General features: G+C 59.1%; 18 protein-coding genes. 2 read left to right on the top strand and 16 right to left on the bottom strand.

Features of this window, described 5'->3' with window-relative positions; all coding sequences use genetic code 11:
- Positions 1–133: 133 nt before the first annotated feature.
- From dnaE to rpsB, 16 genes are all read right to left on the bottom strand, one after another.
- Positions 134–3,655 carry a DNA polymerase III subunit alpha gene (gene dnaE, locus QF039_RS01965; protein WP_307516714.1) on the bottom strand — a complete coding sequence of 1,174 codons (3,522 nt, stop codon included), beginning with the start codon at positions 3,653–3,655 and terminating at the stop codon, positions 134–136.
- Positions 3,656–3,730: 75 nt separating this feature from the next.
- Positions 3,731–4,363 carry a ribonuclease HII gene (gene rnhB / locus QF039_RS01960; protein WP_177008895.1) on the bottom strand — a complete coding sequence of 211 codons (633 nt, stop codon included), beginning with the start codon at positions 4,361–4,363 and terminating at the stop codon, positions 3,731–3,733.
- A complete protein-coding gene (gene lpxB / locus QF039_RS01955; protein ID WP_373461952.1) occupies positions 4,360–5,499 on the bottom strand; it encodes a lipid-A-disaccharide synthase in 1,140 nt (379 codons plus the stop codon). The genes rnhB and lpxB overlap by 4 nt, the downstream gene beginning before the upstream one ends.
- A gap of 2 nt (positions 5,500–5,501) precedes the next feature.
- Positions 5,502–6,278 (bottom strand): acyl-ACP--UDP-N-acetylglucosamine O-acyltransferase, encoded by a 777-nt coding sequence (gene lpxA / locus QF039_RS01950; protein WP_003219308.1) that lies wholly within the window; start codon positions 6,276–6,278, stop codon positions 5,502–5,504.
- The gene (gene fabZ / locus QF039_RS01945; RefSeq protein WP_003219309.1) at positions 6,275–6,715 is read right to left on the bottom strand and encodes a 3-hydroxyacyl-ACP dehydratase FabZ; all 441 of its coding nucleotides are present in this window, start codon (positions 6,713–6,715) and stop codon (positions 6,275–6,277) included. The genes lpxA and fabZ overlap by 4 nt, the downstream gene beginning before the upstream one ends.
- A 110-nt stretch (positions 6,716–6,825) precedes the next feature.
- Positions 6,826–7,881 (bottom strand): UDP-3-O-(3-hydroxymyristoyl)glucosamine N-acyltransferase, encoded by a 1,056-nt coding sequence (gene lpxD / locus QF039_RS01940; RefSeq protein ID WP_307516713.1) that lies wholly within the window; start codon positions 7,879–7,881, stop codon positions 6,826–6,828.
- Between the two features lie 3 nt (positions 7,882–7,884).
- On the bottom strand, positions 7,885–8,388 hold the full coding sequence (locus QF039_RS01935) for an OmpH family outer membrane protein (protein ID WP_003219314.1): 504 nt from the start codon (positions 8,386–8,388) through the stop codon (positions 7,885–7,887).
- A gap of 45 nt (positions 8,389–8,433) precedes the next feature.
- Entirely contained in the window at positions 8,434–10,821 is a 2,388-nt protein-coding gene (gene bamA, locus QF039_RS01930) for an outer membrane protein assembly factor BamA (protein WP_008432225.1), read from the bottom strand.
- A 74-nt stretch (positions 10,822–10,895) separates the two neighbouring features.
- Positions 10,896–12,248 (bottom strand): sigma E protease regulator RseP, encoded by a 1,353-nt coding sequence (gene rseP / locus QF039_RS01925; RefSeq protein ID WP_177008894.1) that lies wholly within the window; start codon positions 12,246–12,248, stop codon positions 10,896–10,898.
- Between the two features lie 53 nt (positions 12,249–12,301).
- A complete protein-coding gene (gene ispC / locus QF039_RS01920) occupies positions 12,302–13,492 on the bottom strand; it encodes a 1-deoxy-D-xylulose-5-phosphate reductoisomerase (protein ID WP_087694925.1) in 1,191 nt (396 codons plus the stop codon).
- Positions 13,489–14,295, bottom strand: a complete 807-nt coding sequence (locus QF039_RS01915) for a phosphatidate cytidylyltransferase (protein WP_307516711.1) — start codon at positions 14,293–14,295, stop codon at positions 13,489–13,491. The genes ispC and QF039_RS01915 overlap by 4 nt, the downstream gene beginning before the upstream one ends.
- The gene (uppS, locus tag QF039_RS01910) at positions 14,295–15,050 is read right to left on the bottom strand and encodes a polyprenyl diphosphate synthase (RefSeq protein WP_003219323.1); all 756 of its coding nucleotides are present in this window, start codon (positions 15,048–15,050) and stop codon (positions 14,295–14,297) included. The genes QF039_RS01915 and uppS overlap by 1 nt, the downstream gene beginning before the upstream one ends.
- A 17-nt stretch (positions 15,051–15,067) precedes the next feature.
- The gene (gene frr / locus QF039_RS01905; protein WP_003219325.1) at positions 15,068–15,625 is read right to left on the bottom strand and encodes a ribosome recycling factor; all 558 of its coding nucleotides are present in this window, start codon (positions 15,623–15,625) and stop codon (positions 15,068–15,070) included.
- Positions 15,622–16,365 carry a UMP kinase gene (gene pyrH, locus QF039_RS01900; protein WP_003219327.1) on the bottom strand — a complete coding sequence of 248 codons (744 nt, stop codon included), beginning with the start codon at positions 16,363–16,365 and terminating at the stop codon, positions 15,622–15,624. Before pyrH ends, frr begins: the two co-directional genes overlap by 4 nt.
- Before the next feature lie 211 nt (positions 16,366–16,576).
- On the bottom strand, positions 16,577–17,440 hold the full coding sequence (tsf, locus tag QF039_RS01895; RefSeq protein ID WP_008432237.1) for a translation elongation factor Ts: 864 nt from the start codon (positions 17,438–17,440) through the stop codon (positions 16,577–16,579).
- Positions 17,441–17,632: 192 nt separating this feature from the next.
- Positions 17,633–18,370 (bottom strand): 30S ribosomal protein S2, encoded by a 738-nt coding sequence (gene rpsB / locus QF039_RS01890; protein WP_003219330.1) that lies wholly within the window; start codon positions 18,368–18,370, stop codon positions 17,633–17,635.
- Positions 18,371–18,755: 385 nt separating this feature from the next.
- Between rpsB and map the strand changes: the two genes are divergently transcribed.
- Positions 18,756–19,538: a type I methionyl aminopeptidase gene (gene map, locus QF039_RS01885; RefSeq protein WP_003219332.1), complete on the top strand. Its 783-nt coding sequence runs from the start codon at positions 18,756–18,758 to the stop codon at positions 19,536–19,538.
- 61 nt (positions 19,539–19,599) lie between these two features.
- Positions 19,600–22,302: a [protein-PII] uridylyltransferase gene (locus QF039_RS01880; RefSeq protein ID WP_003219334.1), complete on the top strand. Its 2,703-nt coding sequence runs from the start codon at positions 19,600–19,602 to the stop codon at positions 22,300–22,302.
- Positions 22,303–22,342 lie beyond the last annotated feature (40 nt).

The following is a 22,342-nucleotide window of genomic DNA, read 5'->3' as shown; positions in this document are numbered from 1 at the left end:
CCGTCTTGGGTCGACGGCCAAGGAGTGCCTGGCCAGCCGGTTGTCTATTCGCGCCCTACCTTAAGGGAGAGGCGCGGTTAGGTCGAGATTAAATGTTCGGTCGAGATCAGGCGATCTTCGTACTGCCTGACCGTCAACGGTATTGGAGGAAGACGTTGTCACGCCCGAACTGGTCACGCAATGCTTGAATCAAGCCATCGGCGGGGTCAATTCGCCACGTCTCACCAAACTGCAACATCGCCTTGGCGTCGTTGCCGGTGTACTCCATGGTCACCGGGCAGGCGCCACGGTGGCGTTTAAGCAAGTCACCCAACCAGCGTAGCTGATCGCCTTTGAGCGCATCGGTCCTGACCTTCAGGCGCAGGCTTTCGGCCAGGTTGGTGCGGGCATCTTCCATGCTCATCACACGTTTGATCCGCAGGCGCAGGCCGCCGGAGAAGTCGTCGTTGCTGACCTCCCCTTCCACCACCACCATCGCGTCGGTCTGCAACAGCGACTGGGCGGAATGGAATGCATCGGCAAACAGCGAGGCTTCGATCCGGCCCGAGCGGTCGTCTAGGGTGATGAAACCCATCTTGTCGCCCTTTTTATTCTTCATCACCCGCAGCGCGATGATCATGCCTGCGACGGTCTGGGTATCCCGCGCCGGCTTCAGGTCGATGATGCGCTGGCGGGCGAAACGCCGGATTTCACCTTCATATTCGTCAATCGGGTGACCGGTGAGGTACAGGCCCAGGGTGTCTTTCTCACCCTTGAGGCGTTCCTTGAGGGTCAGCTCCTTGGCCTTGCGATGGTTGGCGTAGACGTCGGCATCTTCTTCGACGAACAGCCCCCCAAACAGGTCGGCGTGGCCGCTGTCGTGGGTGCGTGCGGTCTGCTCGGCGGCCTTGATCGCTTCTTCCATGGCGGTCAGCAATACCGCGCGGTTGCGGTCGATATTGGCCTGGTAAGCCTTCGGCTCGTCATGGAAGTACGGGCCCAGGCGATCCAGGGCGCCGCTGCGGATCAAGCCATCCAGAGTACGTTTGTTGATGCGCTTGAGGTCGACCCGGGCGCAGAAATCGAACAGGTCCTTGAACGGCCCGTTCTGACGCGCTTCGGTAATCGCCTCCACCGGGCCTTCGCCCACGCCCTTGATCGCGCCGAGGCCATAGATGATGCGGCCTTCGTCGTTCACCGTGAACTTGAACTCGGAAGTGTTCACGTCCGGCGCGTCGAGGCGCAGCTTCATGGTCCGCACTTCCTCGATCAAGGTCACGACCTTGTCGGTGTTGTGCATATCCGCAGACAGTACCGCCGCCATGAACGGCGCCGGGTAGTGAGCCTTCAGCCACGCAGTCTGGTAAGACACCAGGCCATAGGCGGCAGAGTGGGATTTGTTGAAGCCGTAACCGGCGAACTTTTCCACCAGGTCGAAGATGTTACCGGCCAGGTCGGCATCGATGTTGTTGGTGGCGCAACCTTCAATGAAGCCACCGCGCTGCTTGGCCATTTCCTCGGGCTTTTTCTTACCCATGGCTCGACGCAGCATGTCCGCACCGCCAAGGGTGTAGCCGGCCATGACCTGGGCAATCTGCATCACCTGTTCTTGATACAGGATGATGCCGTAGGTCGGTGCCAGTACCGGCTTGAGACCTTCGTACTGGTAGTCGGAGTGCGGGTAAGCCAGCTCGGCACGCCCGTGCTTACGGTTGATGAAGTCATCCACCATGCCTGATTGCAGCGGGCCCGGACGGAACAGGGCCACCAGTGCGATCAAGTCTTCCAGGCAGTCGGGCTTGAGCTTTTTGATCAGCTCTTTCATGCCGCGGGATTCAAGCTGGAACACGGCCGTGGTTTCGGCTTTTTGCAGCAGGCTGTAGGTCGGCTTGTCATCCAGCGGGATAAACGCGATATCCAGCGGTGGCTCATTGACCTTGGCGCGGTCGCGGTTGATGGTCTTCAGCGCCCAGTCGATGATCGTCAGGGTACGCAGGCCGAGGAAGTCGAACTTCACCAGGCCGGCCGCCTCCACGTCGTCCTTGTCGAACTGGGTTACCAGGCCGTCGCCTTCTTCGTCGCAATAGATCGGCGAAAAGTCGGTCAGCTTGGTAGGCGCGATTACTACACCACCGGCGTGTTTACCGACGTTACGCACCACGCCTTCGAGCTTGCGCGCCATGTCCCAGATTTCAGCCGCTTCTTCATCGACCTTGATGAAGTCCCGCAGGATTTCTTCCTGCTCGTAGGCTTTTTCCAGGGTCATGCCGACTTCAAACGGAATCATCTTCGACAGGCGGTCAGCCAGGCCGTAGGACTTGCCCTGCACCCGGGCCACGTCGCGGATTACCGCTTTCGCCGCCATGGAACCGAAGGTGATGATCTGGCTTACCGCGTTGCGCCCGTATTTCTCGGCCACGTATTCAATAACCCGGTCGCGACCATCCATGCAGAAGTCGACGTCGAAGTCGGGCATCGATACCCGTTCCGGGTTAAGGAAACGTTCGAACAGCAGGTCATATTCCAGCGGGTCGAGGTCGGTGATCTTCTGCACATAGGCCACCAGCGACCCGGCACCCGATCCACGGCCTGGGCCCACTGGCACGCCGTTGCTTTTGGCCCACTGGATAAAGTCCATTACGATCAGGAAGTAACCGGGGAACCCCATCTGGATAATGATATCCAGCTCGAAATTCAGCCGGTCGACGTAGACCTGGCGCTTGGCCTCGTAATCTTGCGTGGTGTCCTTGGGCAACAGGACGCTCAGGCGTTCTTCGAGGCCGTCGAAGGACACCTTGCGGAAATACTCGTCGATGGTCATGCCATCGGGAATCGGGAAGTTGGGCAGGAAGTGCTTGCCCAGCTTCACTTCAATATTGCAGCGCTTGGCGATTTCGACGGAGTTTTCCAGGGCCTCGGGCAGGTCACTGAACAGCTCGGCCATTTCATCGGCGCTTTTGAGGTACTGCTCTTCGCTGTAGTTCTTCGAGCGGCGCGGATCGTCCAGCGCCCGGCCTTCGCCGATGCATACGCGGGTTTCGTGGGCCTCGAAGTCTTCCTTCTTGATAAAGCGTACATCGTTGGTCGCGACCAGCGGCGCGCCAAGCTTTTCAGCCAGGGCCACAGCGGCGTGCAACTGCTCTTCATCGTTGGGGCGGTTAGTGCGCTGGATTTCCAGGTAGAAACGGTCGGGGAACACCTCCATCCACTCACGGGCGAGCACTTCAGCCTCATGAGGATTGCCGCCCAACAGCGCGATACCGATTTCACCCTCTTTGGCCGCCGAGAGCATGATCAGCCCTTCGCTGGCTTCGGCCACCCACTCGCGCTCGATGATGATCGAGCCGTTGCGCTGGCCATCGATAAAGCCACGGGAAATCAGTTCGGTGAGGTTGCGATAACCCACGCCGTTCATCGCCAACAGGCTGATGCGGCTCAGTGGGTTATCCGGGTCCTTGTTCGACAGCCACAGGTCGGCACCGCAGATCGGCTTGATGCCGGCGCCCATGGCGGCCTTGTAGAACTTGACCAGGGAACACATGTTGTTCTGGTCGGTCACCGCCACGGCAGGCATGTTCATGCCCACCAGGGTTTTGACCAGGGGTTTGATCCGTACCAGGCCGTCGACCAGGGAGTATTCAGTGTGCAGGCGCAGGTGAACGAATGAAGCCGGCATAGTGATCCTGTACAAAACGTGGAGACAACAAGGCCCGGATTGTACCGGGCCTTGGCAAAAACATCAGCCTTGCTGCTAAACCTCGATCAGGCTTTCCCGAGCCTCGAAAGCCTGGCGAACCGGGGCAAACGAGCGACGGTGGATCGGGGTCGGGCCCAGGCGAGCCAAAGCTTCCAGATGAACGGGCGTCGGGTAACCCTTATGGCCACCAATCCCGTAGCCGGGATAGATCAATTCGAAAGCCGCCATTTCACGGTCACGGCTGACCTTGGCCAAAATCGATGCAGCGGCAATCGCCGGCACCTTGCTATCACCCTTGACCACCGCTTCAGCCGGCATCGTCAGCTTCGGGCAGCGGTTGCCGTCGATCATCGCCATTTTTGGCGTGATATGCAGGCCTTCAATAGCGCGCTGCATGGCCAGCATGGTGGCGTGCAGGATGTTCAGTTCGTCGATTTCTTCGACCTCAGCCCGGGCGATGTGCCAGCTCAGGGCTTTCTCACAGATCTCGTCATAGAGCTTTTCACGACGGGCCTCGGTAAGTTTCTTGGAATCGTTCAGGCCGAGGATCGGGCGGTTCGGGTCGAGAATCACTGCGGCGGTGACGACTGCGCCGCACAGCGGGCCGCGACCGACTTCGTCAACACCGGCAACCAGATCAAGGGCATCGGCGACCAGGCTGAAATCCAGGCCCATTTGCGTCTTCATAGGGTTTCCTGTTTATGGCCGATCAAGGTCAGCACAGCGTCCGCCGCCTGGTTCGACGCATCACGGCGCAAGGTGCGGTGGATTTCGTCGAAACCACGGGTCTGCTCTTCGCCGCCATCGATCAACGGAAGCATGGTTTGCGCCAACGCCTCAGGCGTCGCATCGTCCTGCAACAACTCGGGCACCAACAGACGCTGGGCCAGCAAATTCGGCAGGGAGATGTAGGGGCTTTTGACCATACGCTTGAGAATCCAGTAGGTCAGCGGCGCCAGGCGATAGGCCACGACCATCGGGCGCTTGTAGAGCAAGGCCTCCAGGGTCGCAGTGCCGGAGGCGATCAGCACCGCATCGCACGCCGCCAGTGCCAGGTGCGAGCCGCCGTCGAGCAAGGTCAACGGCAAGTCGCGCCCTACCAGCAGCTCTTCAATTTGTGCACGGCGCTGAGGGCTGGCGCATGGCAATACGAAGCGCACACCCGGCTTCAGCGCCTGCAGGCGTTCGGCTGCATCAAAAAACAGCGCGCCGAGACGACCGACTTCGCCGCCACGACTGCCCGGCATCAAGGCCACCAGCGGACCTTCGGGCAAACCCAGTTCGGCACGCGCGGCAGCACGGTCGGCCTGCAGAGGAATGGTATCGGCCAGGGTGTGCCCGACAAACCGCACCGGCACGCCCTTCTCTTCGTAGAACCTGGCCTCGAAGGGCAGCAGGGTCAGCATCAGGTCGCAGCCTTCGCGAATCTTGAGCACGCGCTTTTGCCGCCACGCCCACACGGACGGGCTGACGTAATGCACGGTCTTGATCCCGGCCTGACGCAACTTGAGTTCGATATTGAGGGTGAAGTCCGGCGCGTCGATTCCGATAAAGACGTCGGGCTTTTCTTCGATCAGGGTCTGGATCAGCTTTTTGCGACGGGCCAGCAGCTCGCGCAAACGGCCCAGCACCTCCACCAGCCCCATGACCGACAAGCGCTCCATGGGAAAGTAGGACGTGAGGCCTTCAGCCTGCATCAGCGGACCGCCGACACCGATGAATTCAACCGCAGGATGCTGGAGCTTGAGGGCCCGCATCAGGCCTGCACCGAGAATATCGCCGGAAGCTTCTCCGGCCACCAACGCTATACGCAGCCTGGCCATGATCAGCGGGTGATGCCGCGAGTCGACGACTGGATAGAGTCACGGAATATCGCGACTTCCGGAAACAATGCGGCTGGCTCCGTCAGTTCGATCAACGCTTGGTCAACCGTCAACCCCTGGCGGTAAACCACCTTGTAGGCGCGGCGCAGGGCGTGGATGGCGTCTTCGCTGAAGCCCCGACGGCGCATGCCTTCGAAGTTCATGCTGCGGGCTTCGGCCGGGTTGCCGAATACGGTGACGAACGCCGGAACGTCCTTGCCGATGGCGGTACCCATGCCGGAAAAGCTGTGGGCGCCGATATGGCAGTACTGATGCACCAGGGTAAAGCCGGACAGGATCGCCCAATCGTCAACGTGCACATGGCCGGCCAACGCAGTGTTGTTGACCAGGATGCAATGGTTGCCGATTACGCTGTCATGACCGATATGCGCATAAGCCATCACCAGGTTGTGGTCACCCAGGGTGGTCTCGGCACGGTCCTGGACAGTACCGCGGTGAATGGTCACGCCTTCACGGATGATGTTGTGATCACCGATTACCAGACGTGTTTCTTCACCCTTGTACTTCATGTCCGGGGTGTCTTCGCCTATCGATGAGAACTGATAGATACGATTGTGTTTGCCAATCCTCGTCGGGCCTTTGAGGATCACATGCGGCCCGATGACTGTCCCCTCGCCGATTTCCACACCTGCGCCGACGATCGACCAAGGGCCGACCTCAACGTCGGCGGCCAGTACGGCCGTCGGATCGATGATTGCGCGAGGGTCAATCAAACTCATAGTTTGCGTTCCGCACAGATGATTTCAGCCGAGCACACCGGCTTGCCGTCGACCGAGGCCTGGCATTCGAACTTCCAGATCTGGCGCTTGCAGCTGATGAACTTGGCTTCAAGGATCAACTGGTCACCCGGAGTTACCGGGTTGCGGAAGCGCAGTTTGTCAGAGCCCACGAAATAGTAGAGCGTGCCATCGGCAGGCTTCAGGTCGAGCATTTTGAAACCAAGGATACCGGCAGCCTGGGCCATCGCTTCGATGATCAATACGCCTGGCATGATGGGATGCGCAGGGAAGTGACCGTTGAAGAACGGTTCGTTGATGCTGACATTCTTGTAGGCACGAATGCGCTTTTCCTCAACATTGAGGTCCGTGACCCGGTCCACCAGCAGGAACGGGTAACGGTGAGGCAGGTATTCGCGAATCTCGTTGATGTCCATCATTTCGGGGGGAAGCCTGTAATAAAGATTGGGAGCGTGCGGACTAAGGCACGCCCCTCTAGCAAATCAAGGAGGCAGTCTAGCGGCTGTGCACACTTGATATGGAAATGGTATCAGCCATCTGATGAAGCATTACCGCCAGGGGTCACGTCCCCAACACGCTTTTCCAGATGTTTCAGGCGCCGAGCGATATCGTCGAGCTGCCTCAGACGCGCCGCGCTCTTGCGCCATTCGGCCGCAGGCTGCATGGCCGTACCGGATGAATAGGACCCAGGCTCGGTAATCGAATGGGTCACCATGGTCATGCCGGTGATGAATACGTTGTCGCACACTTCGATATGGCCCACCAGGCCAACCCCCCCGGCGAGCATGCAATGCTTGCCGATCCTGGTGCTGCCGGAGATCCCCACGCAGGCGGCCATGGCGGTGTGATCGCCAATCTGCACGTTGTGGGCGATCTGAATCTGGTTATCCAGTTTCACGCCGTTACCAATGACGGTATCGGCCAGGGCCCCGCGGTCAACGGCAGTGTTGACGCCAATTTCAACGTCATCGCCAATCAACACGCCGCCCACTTGGGCAATCTTGTGCCAGACACCCTTCGAGTTGGCGAAGCCGAAGCCCTCGCCGCCAATCACGGCACCGGACTGAATCACCACACGCTCACCGATACGCACATCGTGGTACAGGGTCACACGCGGAGCCAGCCAGCCACCGGCACCAATCTCGCTGCGCGCGCCGATAAAACACTGGGCACCCAGCGTTACACCCGCCCCGATGCGTGCACCGCTTTCAATCACCACAAAAGCACCGATGCTCGCGGCAGGGTCAACCTGAGCGTCATCGGCGATCACCGCCGTCGGATGGATACCGGCGGGGGCCTTGGGTTTCGGATCGAACAGGTGCGACACCCGGGCATACGCCAGGTACGGATCGGCAACAACCAGCGCGTCCCCAACAAAACCTTCGGCGTCAGCGGCCTTCAGCAGCACGGCTGCGGCGCGGCTTTCGCCCAGGTATTTACGGTATTGGGGGTTTGCCAGGAAGCTCAACTGAGCTGGGCCAGCCTCCTGCAAGGTGGCTAGCCCAGTGATTTCCTTCTCCGCGGAGCCACGCAAGGTGGCTCCCAGGAACTCGGCCAATTGGCCGAGCTTGATAGTCGCAGTCATGGCTTACTTCAGCTGATTCATGCGCTCGATCACCTGACGGGTGATGTCGTACTGAGGTTTAACGTCGATGACTGCACCGCGTTCGAATACCAGGTCAAAGGCACCTTTCTTGATGACTTCTTCCACAGCGCTGTCGAGTTTCGGCTTCAGCTGCTTGAGCATTTCGCGGTCGGCAACAGCCTTGGCTTCGTTCAGCTCCTTGGACTGGAACTGGTAGTCACGGGCCTTTTGCTTGAATTCAAGCTCCAGACGCTCGCGCTCGCCTTGCTGCATCTTGTCGCCACCGGCTACCAGACGATCCTGGATGCCCTTGGCGCTGCTTTCCAGCGTCTTGAGCTTGGTCAGTTGAGGACCGAATTTCTTCTCGGCATCTACGGCATACTTCTTGGCCGCATCGGATTCCAGCAGCGCCATCTGATAGTTCAGAACGGCAATTTTCATTTCGGCAAAGGCCGGGGTCGCTACCAGGACAGTCGCCAGGAGAACCAATTGAGTCAACTTACGCACGATGCACTCCTACAGAATCCGTTGTCGTTATCTTGGGTCAGACGCTTAGAACGTCTGGCCGAGGGAGAATTGGAAAATCTGGGTTTCAGCGTTATCCGGTTTCTTGACCGGCATGGCCAGAGCAAAGCTCAATGGGCCAAGCGCGGTAACCCAGGTCACACCGACACCGACAGAGCTTGCCAGGTTGCTGAAGCTCACGTCGTTGCACTGCGTGTTGGACTTCGAGCCATTCGGGTTGGTGACCTGTTCGCACTTGGAGTCGAACACGTTACCCACATCCCAGAAGACCGAAGTACGCAGGGAACGTTGATCTTTAACGAATGGCAGCGGGAACAGAATCTCAGCACCACCCTGGATCAGCACGTTACCACCGAATGGCAGCGGGTCGTTGTCCGAGTCAGCCACAGTCCCCTGGTTACCGGTCACACCCACGCCACGGCTTGGGGTACCACGAGGACCCAAGGTGCTGTCCTTAAAACCACGTACCGAGTTGAAACCACCCGCGTAGTAGTTCTCATAGAACGGCAAGCCGCTGGTCGAACCATAACCATCGCCATAACCCAATTCGGTGTGCAGGCGCATGGTGTAGTTTTCGCTCAATGGCTGGAACAACTGGCCACGGTAGTCGAGTTTGAAGAACGACAGGTCGCTGCCCGGCGTGGTGGCTTCCAGAGTCAGGCTCTGGGAATGGCCACGGGTCGCCAGTACGCCTTTGTTCAGGGTCGATTCCGACCAACCGGCCGAAGCCTTGAAGTTCAGGAACTGGTCGCCTTCTTTACGCACGAAGTTGAAGATCTCATCCACGGTGTACACACCGGTCTTGATCTTGTCCTGCTGCGCGGTCAGGCCGAAGGTCAGACGCGAGGTCTCACTGATCGGGTAACCAATGTTGGCACCAACACCGAAGCTGTCGATTGCATAGCTTGCAACGTCAACGTCGAGGTCTTTGTAGTCGGTTGTGCGATAGAAGGCGTTGTAGCCCAGGCTCACGCCGTCAGCAGTCCAGTAGGGGTCGACATAACCGAAGTTATAGCGGCTCTGGTATTCGCTTCGGGTCAGGCCGATGGAAACCTTGTTACCGGTACCGAGGAAGTTGTTCTGGGTGATCGAACCACCGAGGATCAGGCCGGCACTCTGGGCGAAACCGACACTGGCGGTAATCGAACCGGAGGCTTGCTCTTCTACGGCGTAGTTCACGTCAACCTGGTCATCCACACCCGGTACAGCCGGGGTTTCAACGTTGACTTCCTTAAAGAAGCCCAGGCGCTCAAGGCGAACCTTGGACTGGTCGATCAGGTAAGTCGATGCCCAGCCACCTTCCATCTGACGCATTTCGCGGCGCAGCACTTCGTCGGCAGACTTGGTGTTGCCACGGAAGTTGATGCGGTTCACGTAGGCACGCTTGCCCGGGTCTACAACGAAGGTGATGTCCACGGTGTGGTCTTCGTCGTGCGGGGTCGGTACGCCGTTGACGTTGGCGAAGGTATAGCCTTCGTTACCCAGGCGACGGGTGATCAGCTCGGAGGTGGTGGTCATCAGCTTGCGCGAGAACACCTGGTCCTTCTGCACCAGCAACAGGGACTTGACCTGGTCTTCAGGCACTTTCAAGTCGCCGCTGAGCTTGACGTCACGAACCTTGTACTTCTCGCCTTCGTTGACGTTGACAGTGATATAGACGTGCTTCTTGTCCGGGGTGATGGACACCTGGGTCGAAGCGATATCCATGTTGATATAGCCGCGATCCAGGTAGTAGGAACGCAGGCGCTCCAGGTCACCGGAGAGTTTTTCACGGGCATACTTGTCATCGTTCTTGAAGAACGACAGCCAGTTGGTGGTCTTGAGTTCGAACAGGTCGATCAGGTCGTCATCAGCAAACTTGGTGTTACCCACCACGTTGATGTGCTGGATGGCCGCCACGGTGCCTTCGTTGATGTTGACCTTCAGGCCGACGCGGTTACGCGGTTGCGGCACCACTTCGGTCTCGACGGTAGCCGAGTAACGACCCTGGGCAACGTACTGGCGTTGCAGTTCGTTACGCACGCCTTCGAGGGTGGCACGCTGGAAGATCTCGCCTTCGGCAAGGCCGGATTGCTTGAGGCCTTTCATCAAGTCTTCAGTGGAGATCGCCTTGTTGCCTTCGATCTCGATACTGGCGACAGAAGGTCGCTCAACGACAGTGATGACGAGGACGTTACCTTCGCGACCCAGTTGGATATCTTGAAAGAACCCGGTTTTGAACAGCGCACGAGTGGATTCCACCAGGCGACGGTCATCAGCCTGTTCCCCGACGTTCAACGGCAAGGCACCAAAGACGCTACCCGCGGAAACCCGCTGGAGGCCGTTGACGCGAATATCGGAGATGGTGAAGGACTCGGCGTGAACTTCGGCGATCATCAATACGGTGAGAACCGCAGTTAGCAGCAGACGTTTCATGAAGTCCTTTCTTATTCCAACTGGCAATAAACAAACTGCCGCAAAATGCGGCAGATTCGCAATTCAGCGAAGCGTTACAGTCGTCCCAGATCGTTGACCAGGGCTAATAACATCACCCCGACCACCAAACTGATACCGATCTGTATCCCCCAACCCTGCACCCGATCCGACAAGGGGCGACCACGCGCCCACTCGACCAGATAAAACAACAGATGCCCCCCATCCAATACTGGAATGGGCAACAAATTCAGAACCCCAAGGCTAATACTCAGATAAGCCAGGAAATTCAGGAAATCTACAACGCCCGACTGGGCAGAAGCGCCCGCCACTTTAGCAATGGTTATCGGTCCACTCAAGTTTTTTACCGAGAGCTCGCCGAACAACATTTTCTTGAGGGAATCGAGGGTCAGCACACTCATGGTCCAGGTGCGTCTCGCACCCTCGCCAATCGCCGCCAACGGCCCGAAGCTGACCTCTCGAACCATCGAAGGTGGCCAATCGACACCTTTAACGCCGGCCCCCAGGTAACCCCCGGCTGCCTTGGCTTCCCCACGAACCGCCAGGGTCACAGGGACGTCGATTTGAGCACCATCGCGCTCAACTTTCAGCACAATTTTGGTATCAGGGCGTACACGCACCAGGTCGACCACCTGCTGCCAGTCACCCAGCGCCTGGCCATCGAGGGCCAGCAGGCGATCGCCGGTTTTCAGACCCGCGGCCTGGGCTGGCCCCTTCGGATCCAGCTCTGCCAGCACCGGCGGCAAGGCCGGACGCCATGGGCGAATGCCCAGGGATTTGATCGGGTCAGGCTCATCGGAGCCTTTCAGCCAGTGATCCAGGGCCAGCTCGCGCGAGGTTTCGGTGGTGGAATCCTGATCGCGCACGACCAGTTTCACGATGCCGCTTTCACCCAGGCGACGCACCAACTGCAAATTGACGGCACCCCAGCCGGTGGTTGGCTCGCCATCAACTGCAACAATTTCTTGCCCGGCAGTCAGGCCGGCCTTCGCCGCCATGCTGTCGGCCTCGACGGCACCGATCACCGGACGCACCTGCTGGCTACCCAACATGGCCAGGACCCAGAAGAACACCATCGCCAAAAGGAAATTCGCGATCGGGCCTGCCGCGACGATGGCGATGCGCTGACGAACGGTCTTGCGGTTGAAGGATTGATCCAACTGATCAGCCGGCACTTCGCCTTCGCGCTCGTCGAGCATCTTGACGTAGCCGCCCAATGGAATGGCCGCAATTACGAACTCGGTGCCACGACGGTCGTGCCAGCGCAGCAACGGCATGCCGAAGCCTACGGAAAAGCGCAGTACCTTGACGCCGCAACGACGCGCGACCCAGAAATGGCCGAACTCGTGGAAGGTAACCAGCACACCCAGAGCAACCAGGGTGCCGACAATCATGTAGAGCGCACTCATCTAATTTCTCCGCATTTCAATCCAGTGCCTGAAGGCTTGAACACACCCAGAGGCTAACGCGTATTGCGGCTCAACCACTGCTCGGTCAAGGCCCGGGCCTTTGCATCCGCTTCGAACACCGCGCCCAGATCATTCACCGGGACGACGGGCTCAAGGCTCAAGACGTCCTCGATGATACCCGCGATCTGCGGAAAGCGGATGCGCCGGTCCAGAAACGCCGCCACAGCCACTTCATTGGCCGCATTCAGCATCGCCGGGGCACTGTTACCCGCCTCCGCAGCTTGCCGCGCAAGACGCAGGCAAGGGAAGCGTTGCTCGTCGGGCGCTTCGAAGTCCAGACGGGCAATGGCAAACAGATCCAGCGGCGCAACACCCGAGTCAATCCGCTCAGGCCATGCCAGGGCATTGGCGATCGGCGTACGCATGTCCGGATTGCCCAGTTGGGCCAATACCGAGCCATCCACATAGTCCACCAGGGAATGAATCACACTTTGCGGGTGGATCACCACCTCGACCTGGTCCGGCCGGGCATCGAACAACCAGCAGGCCTCAATCAGCTCCAGGCCCTTGTTCATCATGCTCGCTGAATCCACCGAGATCTTGCGCCCCATGGACCAGTTCGGGTGAGCGCACGCCTGATCGGGAGAAACATGCTCCAGATCGGCCAGCGGCGTCTGCCGGAACGGGCCACCGGAGGCTGTCAGCAGAATCCGGCGCACGCCGACCTGGCTCAACCCGCGGGCGAAATCACCCGGCATGCATTGGAAAATCGCGTTGTGCTCGCTGTCGAGCGGCAACAGCACGGCGCCGCTCTTGCGCACCGCCTGCATGAAGAGTGCCCCGGACATCACCAGGGCTTCTTTGTTGGCCAGCAGAATCTTCTTGCCCGCATCAACGGCCGCCAGGGTCGGGCGCAAGCCGGCAGCGCCGACAATCGCCGCAACCACGGTGTCGACCTCAGGGTCTGCCGAAACCTGGCACAACCCCTCCTCCCCCACCAATACCTGAGTCGCCAGGCCCGCAGCGCGCAAGTCATCCTGCAAACCACGTGCAACTGCCGCTTCGGGCACTACTGCGTATTGCGGCGCGTGCCGCACACACAGTGCCAGCAGTTCACTCAGGCGACTGAAACCGGTCAAGGCGAATACTTGATAACGCTCGGGATGACGGGCAATCACATCCAGGGTGCTTAGCCCCACCGAGCCGGTAGCGCCCAGCACGGTTACCTGTTGCAGGCGGCTCACGAGGCAGCCATCCACAGCAGTACGGCAAAGATCGGGATCGCGGCAGTCAGGCTGTCGATACGATCCAGCACGCCACCGTGACCCGGCAGCAGGTTACTGCTGTCCTTGATCCCGGCCTGGCGCTTGAACATGCTTTCGGTCAGGTCACCGACCACCGAGATGAACACCACCACGGCTGCGCCCACCAGGCCCAGGAGCATTTCCTTGACGGTCCAGTCACGCACCACACCGACCACCACGGTAATCACCAGGGTCAACGCCAGGCCGCCATACACACCTTCCCAGCTTTTGCCCGGGCTGACAGCCGGCGCCAGCTTGCGCTTGCCGAAGGCACGCCCAGAGAAATAGGCGCCGATATCGGCACCCCACACCAGAACCATCACCGCCATGATCAGCCAGTTACCCAACTGCATGTGCTTGATGTAGACCAGGCCCTGCCAGGCAGGCAACAGAATCAAAAGGCCAATCACCAGCTTGCAGGCGACACTGGACCAGTGACTGCTGGTGCCCGGATAGGTCAGCACCAGATAGGTCGCCAACGCCCACCACAGCACCGACGCCCCCAAGACCCAGGGTAATACTTCCGGCTGGACGTGCATCAGGAACATCAACAACGCCACGACAGCGGCATACACCACACGAGGCAACTGCGCGGCGAAACCCGCCAGGCGCGCCCACTCCCAGGCACCCAGGGTCACAACCAGGCCGATGAACAGCGCGAAGTTCGCACCTTCAAGCAGGAAAAACCCGCACAGGGCAATAGGCAGCAGGATCAGCGCCGTGATGATTCGTTGTTTAAGCATTAAACCCGGGCTCCAGCTTCGATCTGCTCGCTCGTTTTACCGAAGCGACGCTGACGGGAAGCGAAATCGGCCAGCGCATTGCGCATGGCATCGTGTTTGAAGTCCGGCCAGAACAGGTCGGAGAAGTACAGTTCGGTATAGGCCAACTGCCACAACAGGAAGTTGCTGATGCGATGGTCGCCACCGGTACGAATGCACAGGTCCGGCAACGGCAGGTCGCCGGTCACCAGGCAGGTTTGCAAGAGTTCGGGGGTAATGTCTTCCGGACGCAGATGGCCGGCCTGCACTTCCCGCGCCAGACGCTGTGCGGCCTGGGCAATATCCCACTGGCCGCCGTAGTTGGCTGCGATCTGCAGCACAAAACGGTTGCTGCCGGCAGTGATCGCCTCGGCTTCGCGCATGGCCGCCTGCAGCTCCGGATGAAACCGCGAACGGTCACCGATGATACGCAGGCTGATGTTGTTCTCGTTCAGGCGCTTGGCCTCGCGGCGCAGGGCCTTGAAGAACAGGTCCATCAAGGCACTGACCTCCTCGGCCGGGCGCTGCCAGTTTTCACTGGAGAACGCGAACAGGGTCAATACTTCGACCTTGGCCTCGGCGCACACCTCGATCACGGCTCGTACAGCGTCGACACCCGCCTTATGCCCGGCAACGCCCGGCATAAAGCGCTTCTTCGCCCAGCGATTATTCCCGTCCATGATGATCGCGACATGGCGCGGCACCACGGAGGGCACAGTCTGCTTGGTCTTTTCCATGAAGGCGTCCTGACCCCTTATACGGCCATCAGGTCCTTTTCTTTATCTTCCGTGGCCTTGGTGATCTGGGCCTCGGCATCTTTAGTCAGCTTGTCGATATCAGCAACGGCACGGCGCTCTTCGTCTTCGCTGATTTCCTTGTCCTTGACCAGCTTCTTCAGGTCACCCAAAGCATCACGACGGATGTTGCGCACGGCAACACGTGCGTCTTCTGCTGCACTGCGCGCCTGCTTGGTGAAGCCCTTGCGGGTTTCTTCGGTCAGGGCAGGCATGGAGATCAGCAGCAATTCGCCCAGGTTGGTCGGATTGAGGTTCAAACCGGCGCTCTGGATGGCCTTGTCGACGGCGCCGAGCATGTTGCGCTCGAAAGCAACGACTTGCAGGGTGCGCGAATCTTTTACAGTGATGTTGGCCACTTGGGTGATCGAGGTATCAGCGCCGTAGTAAGGCACCATCACGCTGCCCAGGATGCTTGGGTGGGCCTTGCCGGTACGAATCTGGCCAAACGCATGGTTCAGGGATTCCAGGGATTTTTGCATGCGCTCTTGAGCGTCTTTTTTGATTTCGTTGATCATTGTTCGATTTCCTCGATCAGAGTCCCTTCCGCGCCGCCGTGTACGATGTTCAGCAGGGCGCCGGGCTTGTTCATGTTAAATACGCGCAGCGGCATCTTGTGGTCGCGGCACAAGCAAATTGCCGTCAGATCCATCACGCCCAGCTTGCGATCCAGTACTTCATCATAAGTCAGATGATCGAACTTCTCGGCATGCGGGTCTTTGAATGGGTCTGCGGTGTAGACACCGTCAACCTTGGTGGCCTTGAGTACCACGTCCGCGTTGATCTCGATACCACGCAGGCAAGCTGCCGAATCGGTGGTAAAGAATGGGTTGCCGGTACCGGCCGCAAAAATCACGACTTCCTTGGCATCCAGGTGACGCATGGCCTTGCGACGATCATAGTGATCCGTTACGCCAACCATGGAAATAGCCGACATCACGATCGCGGTGATATTGGCGCGCTCCAGCGCATCACGCATGGCCAGGGCGTTCATCACAGTGGCCAGCATGCCCATGTGGTCGCCTGTCACCCGATCCATGCCGGCAGCGCTGAGTGCCGCGCCACGGAACAGGTTGCCGCCGCCGATCACCAGACCGACCTGGACACCGATACCGACCAATTGGCCGACTTCCAGCGCCATGCGATCGAGTACTTTGGGATCGATCCCAAACTCTTCCGAGCCCATCAGGGCCTCGCCGCTAAGCTTGAGTAGAATGCGTTTATAGCGAGCCTGATGACCACTGCCCTGCTGAGCCATTGCGAATCTCTCCTGCGGCGTATTTTTTGAAAATTCTTGGCAAGCCGTTTACGGCCTGCGTTCACTCTAGCTTGACGCTGTCACAGCGCCATCGGAACACGGCTTTGTAAGCCAGTTCCAAAGGGAAACCAATAAAAATCGATCACCCCATTTGAAAAGAGGCTGCGCGCGTAAGCGGGCAGCCTCTTTTGGGCGACAGTTAAAAACTGTCTTACTTCTTGGTGGCAGCCAGCTGGGCAGCAACTTCTTCAGCGAAGTTGTCGACCGGCTTCTCGATGCCGTCGCCTACTTTGTAGTAGGTGAAGGAAACGATTTCAGCACCGGCTTTCTTGGCCAGTTCGCCAACCTTGATTTCAGGGTTCTTGACGAACGCCTGCTCAACCAGGGAAGCCTCAGCCAGGAACTTGCTGATACGGCCCTTGACCATGTTTTCAACGATGTTTTCAGGCTTGCCTTTGATTTTCTCTTCGTTCAGCTGCAGGAACACGGCTTTCTCGCGTTCGATGGCTTCAGCAGAAACTTCCGATGGCAGCAGGAATTCAGGGTTGCTGGCCGCTACGTGCATAGCAATGTCTTTGGCCAGTTCAACGTTGCCGCCTTTCAGGGCAACCACAACACCGATCTTGTTGCCGTGCAGGTAAGCACCCACAACGTCACCTTCAACGCGGGTCAGGCGACGAATGTTAACGTTCTCGCCTACTTTACCCACCAGAACCAGACGATCAGCTTCTTGAGCTTCGATCAGCGGAGCGGCGTCGGTCAGCTTGTCAGCGAATGCTTTTTCAACGCTGGCAGCGACGAAGTTCTTGAAGTCGTCTTGCAGGGCCAGGAAGTCGGTCTGCGAGTTAACTTCCAGGATAACGGCCGATTTGCCGTCTTCCTTGATTGCGATGGCGCCTTCAGCAGCGACGTTGCCTGCTTTCTTGGCAGCCTTGATGGCGCCCGAAGCACGCATGTCATCAATGGCTTTTTCGATGTCGCCGCCGGCCTTGGTCAAGGCCTTTTTGCAATCCATCATGCCTTCGCCGGTACGCTCACGCAGTTCTTTAACCAACGCTGCAGTAATCTCTGCCATTTTCAAAATCCTCTTGGATAGGTTTTCAACCATTCCACCCGATTGAACGGGCGATCAATTCTTCCCGAACCACCCTTGTAGGCCGCTGCACGTTACAAATGTTGTAGCTGCGCTGCCGACAAATGGTTTTCGAGGTGGCAAAAAGGGGGCCAAGCCCCCTTTTTGCTTACTGAGTCAACGCCAAGGCGTCAGTTACTCAGCTGCAGCTACCGGAGCTTCTTCAACGAACTGCTCGGTACCGCCAGCAACGTGGTTGCGACCACGGATTACAGCGTCAGCCATCGAACCCATGTACAGCTGGATAGCGCGGATTGCGTCATCGTTGCCTGGGATGATGTAGTCAACGCCTTCCGGGCTGCTGTTGGTATCGACTACGCCGATAACCGGGATGCCCAGCTTGTTGGCTTCGGTGATCGCGATGCGCTCGTGATCAACGTCGATAACGAACAGTGCGTCAGGCAGACCGCCCATGTCCTTGATACCACCCAGGGAACGATCGAGCTTTTCCAGGTCGCGAGTGCGCATCAGCGCCTCTTTCTTGGTCAGCTTGGCGAAAGTACCGTCTTCGGCTTGCACTTCAAGGTCACGCAGACGCTTGATGGAAGCACGGATGGTTTTGAAGTTGGTCAGCATGCCGCCCAACCAGCGGTGATCGACGTACGGCGAACCGCAACGTGCTGCTTCTTCAGCAACGATCTTGCCAGCGGAACGCTTGGTGCCGACGAACAGAATCTTGTTTTTGCCCTGGGCCAGGCGCTCTACGAAAGTCAGAGCTTCGTTGAACATTGGCAGGGTTTTTTCAAGGTTGATGATGTGGATCTTGTTACGCGCGCCGAAAATGTACTTACCCATTTTCGGGTTCCAGTAACGGGTCTGGTGACCGAAGTGCACACCGGCCTTCAGCATATCGCGCATGTTGACTTGGGACATGATAGTTCCTTAATAAGTCGGGTTTGGCCTCCACGTATCCCAATGACCAACCAGCGGCATTCGCCTCCGGCACCCAGGTCATCGTGTCGACACGTGTGTGGATTTAAGCTTTGCGGGGTATCCCCGGAAAGCGGCGCATTTTATACCACAGAGCTTGCAAAAACGAAACCCGCAATCACATTTGCCGTCAGTCGCTTTTGCCTAAGCCTTTGAATAGAGCCAGAATGCCCCCATCCTTATAGACAGAAGCGATCGCCAGACGCTCATGGTTTCACCCTTGCGTCTGCTAGAATCGCGTTTTTTGGGCTTGTGCGAATTCTGCAACCTTTTGTCGCACACCCGTAAACCGTATTGATTTCAGCGCGTCGCGCTAGAGAGAGCCTGTATGACCGTCACCCTCAAAACCGCCGAAGATATCGCTGGCATGCGTGTTGCCGGCAAACTGGCTGCCGACGTCCTGGAAATGATTGCCGAACACGTCAAGCCCGGCGTCACCACCGAAGCGCTGGACCGCATTTGCCACGACTATATCGTCGACGTGCAAAAGGCCATCCCTGCGCCGCTGAACTACAAGGGTTTCCCCAAGTCGATCTGCACCTCGATCAACCACGTGGTGTGCCACGGGATTCCCGGCGACAAGCCGCTGAAGGACGGCGACACCCTGAACATCGACGTCACCGTCATCAAGGACGGCTACCACGGCGACACCAGCCGCATGTTCCACGTCGGCACCGTGCCGGTCTGGGCCGAGCGCCTGTCGCAAGTCACCCAGGAATGCATGTACAAGGCCATCGAGATCGTCAAGCCTGGCTGCCGCCTGGGTGACATCGGTGAAATCATCCAGAAGCACGCTGAAAAGAACGGCTTCTCGGTGGTGCGCGAGTTCTGCGGCCACGGCATCGGCAAGGTGTTCCACGAAGAGCCACAGATCCTGCACTACGGCCGCGCCGGCACCGGCATGGAGCTCAAGGCAGGCATGACCTTCACCATCGAGCCGATGATCAACCAGGGCAAGGCCGACACCAAGGTGCTGGGCGACGGCTGGACCGCCATCACCAAGGACCGCAAGCTCTCGGCGCAGTGGGAACACACCCTGCTGGTGACCGACACCGGCTACGAGATCTTCACCCTGCGTGCCGACGACACGATTCCCCGCGTTTCGGCGTAATGTTTGCACCGGTTTTCTAATAGCGACGCTGTGACCCATAGATAGAAAGGAAAACCGATCGATGCCCCAGGTGGATCCCGAACTCTTCGACCGTGGCCAGTTCCAGGCGGAACTGGCACTGAAGGCCAGCCCCATCGCCGCCTTCAAGAAGGCCATTCGTCAGGCCCGCGAGGTGCTCGATGGGCGCTTTCGTACCGGCCGCGATATCCGCCGGCTGATCGAGGACCGCGCCTGGTTCGTCGACAACATCCTGCAAAAGGCCTGGGAACAGTTCAGCTGGAGTGAAGACGCCGATATCGCCCTGGTGGCGGTCGGCGGCTACGGCCGTGGCGAACTGCACCCCTACTCCGACATCGACCTGCTGATCTTGCTGGACAGCGCCGATCACGAGATCTTTCGCGACTCCATCGAGCGTTTTCTGACGCTGTTGTGGGACATTGGCCTGGAAGTCGGCCAAAGCGTGCGCTCGGTGGACGAGTGCGCCCAGGAAGCCCGCGCCGACCTGACGGTGATCACCAACCTGATGGAAAGCCGCACCATCGCCGGCCCCGAGCGCCTGCGCCAGCGCATGCTGGAAGTCACCAGCACCGCGCACATGTGGCCAAGCAAGGACTTCTTCCTGGCCAAGCGTGCCGAGCAGAAAGCCCGGCACCACAAGTACAACGACACCGAATACAACCTGGAACCCAACGTCAAAGGCTCACCGGGCGGGCTGCGGGACATCCAGACGATTTTGTGGGTCGCCCGTCGCCAGTACGGCACCCTGAACCTGCGCGCCCTGGCCGGGGAAGGCTTCCTGGTGGAGAGCGAAAACGCCCTGCTGGCCTCCTCCCAGGAATTCCTCTGGAAAGTGCGCTACGCGCTGCACATGCTGGCCGGGCGCTCCGAAGACCGCCTGCTGTTCGACCACCAGCGCTCCATCGCCACCCTGCTGGGGTTTGAAGGCGAAGACGCGAAGACCAGCATCGAAAGTTTCATGCAGCAGTACTACCGCGTGGTGATGAGCATTGCCCAGCTCAGCGACCTGATCATCCAGCACTTCGAAGAAGTGATCCTGGCCCCGGAAGACGAAGCACCGCCGCAGCCGATCAACGCGCGCTTCCAGCTCCACGATGGCTATATCGAGGCACGCAACGACAACGTGTTCAAACGCACGCCGTTCGCCATGCTGGAAATCTTCGTGTTGATGGCCCAGCAGCCGGAAATCAAGGGCGTACGCGCCGACACCATTCGCCTGCTGCGGGAAAACCGTCACCTGATCGACGACGATTTCCGCCACGACATCCGCAATACCAGCCTGTTTATCGAGCTGTTCAAGTGCAAGATCGGCATCCACCGCAACCTGCGGCGCATGAACCGCTACGGGATCCTGGGGCGCTACCTGCCGGAGTTCGGTTTTATCGTCGGGCAGATGCAGCACGACCTGTTCCACATCTACACGGTGGACGCCCACACCCTGAACCTGATCAAGCACCTGCGTAAGTTGCAGTACACCCAGGTGTCAGAGAAATTCCCGCTGGCCAGCAAGCTCATGGCGCGTCTGCCCAAGCCGGAATTGATCTACCTCGCCGGCCTGTACCACGACATCGGCAAGGGCCGGCACGGTGATCACTCGGAAATTGGCGCAGTGGACGCCGAAGCGTTCTGCCAGCGTCACCAGTTGCCGCTGTGGGACAGCCGCCTGATCGTGTGGCTGGTGCAGAACCACCTGGTGATGTCCACCACCGCCCAGCGCAAGGACTTGTCCGACCCGCAGGTGATCCACGATTTTGCCCAGGCCGTCGGCGATGAAACCCGCCTCGACTACCTGTACGTGCTCACCGTGTCCGACATCAACGCCACCAACCCGACGCTGTGGAACTCCTGGCGCGCCAGCCTGTTGCGCCAGCTCTACACCGAGACCAAGCGCGCGCTGCGTCGCGGCCTGGAGAACCCGGTGGACCGCGAAGAACAGATCCGCCGCACCCAAAGCGCGGCCCTGGATATTCTGGTGCGTGGCGGCAATGACCCGGACGACGTCGAGCAACTCTGGTCGCAACTGGGAGACGACTACTTCCTGCGCCACACCGCCGGCGACGTGGCCTGGCACAGCGACGCGATCCTGCAGCAGCCGGCCGATGGCGGCCCACTGGTGCTGATCAAGGAAACCACCCAGCGCGAGTTCGAGGGTGGCACCCAGATCTTCATCTACGCGCCCGACCAGCACGACTTCTTCGCCGTGACCGTGGCGGCGATGGACCAGCTCAACCTGAACATTCACGACGCCCGGGTCATCACCTCCAGCAGCCAGTTCACCCTCGACACCTACATCGTGCTCGACACAGAAGGCGAGTCCATCGGCGACAACCCGGAGCGGGTGAAAAAGATCCGCAAAGGCCTCACCGACGCGCTGCGCAATCCTGACGACTACCCGACCATCATCCAGCGTCGGGTGCCGCGCCAGCTCAAGCACTTTGCTTTTGCCCCCGAGGTGACCATCCACAACGACGCCCAGCGCCCGGTGACGGTGCTGGAACTCAGCGCGCCGGACCGCCCGGGCCTGCTGGCACGGATCGGCACGATCTTCCTGGAGTTCGACCTGTCGTTGCAGAACGCCAAGATTGCGACCCTGGGCGAGCGGGTGGAAGACGTGTTCTTCATTACCGATGCCGACAACCAGCCGCTTTCCGACCCTGAACTGTGCCGACGCTTGCAGGAAGCCATCGTCCAGCAGTTGAGCGTCAATCAGGAGACCGGCGTCGAGATGTCACGCTTGAGCATCTGACCGACCGCCCATTTTCAGCTTCCAATGAATTGAACGAGAT

Source organism: Pseudomonas sp. W2I6 (assembly GCF_030815935.1).
Classification (GTDB): Bacteria; Pseudomonadota; Gammaproteobacteria; order Pseudomonadales; family Pseudomonadaceae; genus Aquipseudomonas.
The sequence above is the reverse complement of the archived record's forward strand: the minus strand, read 5'-3'. Positions and strand labels throughout refer to the sequence as shown.

Coding starts and splice junctions, on each gene's coding strand:
- dnaE (WP_307516714.1), bottom strand. CDS start 3,655: ATGCCGGCTTCATTCGTTCACCTGCGCCTGCACACTGAATACTCCCTG.
- rnhB (WP_177008895.1), bottom strand. CDS start 4,363: ATGAAGACGCAAATGGGCCTGGATTTCAGCCTGGTCGCCGATGCCCTT.
- lpxB (WP_373461952.1), bottom strand. CDS start 5,499: ATGGCCAGGCTGCGTATAGCGTTGGTGGCCGGAGAAGCTTCCGGCGAT.
- lpxA (WP_003219308.1), bottom strand. CDS start 6,278: ATGAGTTTGATTGACCCTCGCGCAATCATCGATCCGACGGCCGTACTG.
- fabZ (WP_003219309.1), bottom strand. CDS start 6,715: ATGATGGACATCAACGAGATTCGCGAATACCTGCCTCACCGTTACCCG.
- lpxD (WP_307516713.1), bottom strand. CDS start 7,881: ATGACTGCGACTATCAAGCTCGGCCAATTGGCCGAGTTCCTGGGAGCC.
- bamA (WP_008432225.1), bottom strand. CDS start 10,821: ATGAAACGTCTGCTGCTAACTGCGGTTCTCACCGTATTGATGATCGCC.
- rseP (WP_177008894.1), bottom strand. CDS start 12,248: ATGAGTGCGCTCTACATGATTGTCGGCACCCTGGTTGCTCTGGGTGTG.
- QF039_RS01915 (WP_307516711.1), bottom strand. CDS start 14,295: ATGCTTAAACAACGAATCATCACGGCGCTGATCCTGCTGCCTATTGCC.
- uppS (WP_003219323.1), bottom strand. CDS start 15,050: ATGGAAAAGACCAAGCAGACTGTGCCCTCCGTGGTGCCGCGCCATGTC.
- frr (WP_003219325.1), bottom strand. CDS start 15,625: ATGATCAACGAAATCAAAAAAGACGCTCAAGAGCGCATGCAAAAATCC.
- pyrH (WP_003219327.1), bottom strand. CDS start 16,365: ATGGCTCAGCAGGGCAGTGGTCATCAGGCTCGCTATAAACGCATTCTA.
- tsf (WP_008432237.1), bottom strand. CDS start 17,440: ATGGCAGAGATTACTGCAGCGTTGGTTAAAGAACTGCGTGAGCGTACC.
- rpsB (WP_003219330.1), bottom strand. CDS start 18,370: ATGTCCCAAGTCAACATGCGCGATATGCTGAAGGCCGGTGTGCACTTC.
- map (WP_003219332.1), top strand. CDS start 18,756: ATGACCGTCACCCTCAAAACCGCCGAAGATATCGCTGGCATGCGTGTT.
- QF039_RS01880 (WP_003219334.1), top strand. CDS start 19,600: ATGCCCCAGGTGGATCCCGAACTCTTCGACCGTGGCCAGTTCCAGGCG.